The organism is Paraburkholderia sp. EG286B (genome assembly GCF_040965655.1).
Taxonomy (GTDB): Bacteria; Pseudomonadota; Gammaproteobacteria; order Burkholderiales; family Burkholderiaceae; genus Paraburkholderia.
This window is the reverse complement of sequence record NZ_JBFRCF010000126.1, coordinates 1-1,039: the sequence shown is the minus strand read 5'-3', so window position 1 is coordinate 1,039 and position 1,039 is coordinate 1. Positions and strand designations below refer to the sequence as shown.

Below are 1,039 nucleotides of genomic sequence, written 5' to 3'. Positions count from 1 at the left end.
GCCGCCCTGCATGCGGCCGAACAGCACCGTGCCGAACACCACCTGCTCGCGGCCGCTGCTGCGCGCCACCACCTGGCCCCAGGCCAGATGGCACAGGCTCGCCAGGCTCACCCCAAGCCGCCGCGCCTGCACCCGCAGCCGCGCGTTGAGCGCCGGCGGCAGCAGCCGCTGCGCCTCATCAACCCCGCGACCCTCGCCGTGGACCTCACGCAAGCCAAACGGCGTGCTCGGCTCGTCAATGTCGGCCAGCATCGTCCGGAAGAACTCTTCGTGCGCCTTGGCATCAACACCCAGCTGCGCCGCCACCAGGTTGCGGAACGGCTGTGGGGCGCTCAGCTCATGCTCTCGTCCCTCCAGCACGGCCCGGACCTCGGCATGCATCACCTCCAGTGTGGTGTGATCCCCGATCAGATGATGCTGCAGTTGCAAAAGCAGCCAGCGCGCACTGCCGGGCTCGCGCGCAATCACAAACCGCAGCAGCGGCGCCCGGCCAAGCTCGATACGCTGCCGGCGCGGATCAAACCTCCGCCGGAGCTCATCGGGGCCGGGACCATCACAGCCAGCCAGCTCGAGCTCGCTCACCTCCAGTGGCGCATTGCGCCACACCACCTGGACCGGGCGTGACAGGCCCTCCCAGACAAACGACGTCCGCAGGATATCGTGCCGGGCCACCACCCGCTGAACCGCACCAAGATAGCGCTCCAATAGCCCACGGTCGGCGAACGCCATCTGACTGACCAGCAGGTACGGATCGCCCTGGCCGGCCAACAGATGATGGAACAGGATGCCGTCCTGCAGCGGCGACAAGCCATAAATGTCCTGGATGTTGCCGACCCCACCCGGCACCGTGGCGACGATCCGGTCGATCTCGCCCTGCGTCAGCTCGATCAGCGGCAGCATCTCTGGCGTGATCGCCGTACTCTGCTCGCTGATCAGGTTGGCCGGGACCGCCACCTCCTGATGGCTGCCAAGGCTTGCCGCCAGATCCGCCAGCACCGGCTTGGCGAACAGGGTGCGCACCTCGACCCCAAGCGCCAGC

At 67.9% G+C, this 1,039-nt stretch carries 1 protein-coding gene; it reads right to left on the bottom strand.

From position 1 onward, the window contains the following. On the bottom strand, positions 1 to 1,039 hold a 1,039-nt coding region (locus AB4Y42_RS44025; protein WP_368697866.1), incomplete at both ends, for a condensation domain-containing protein.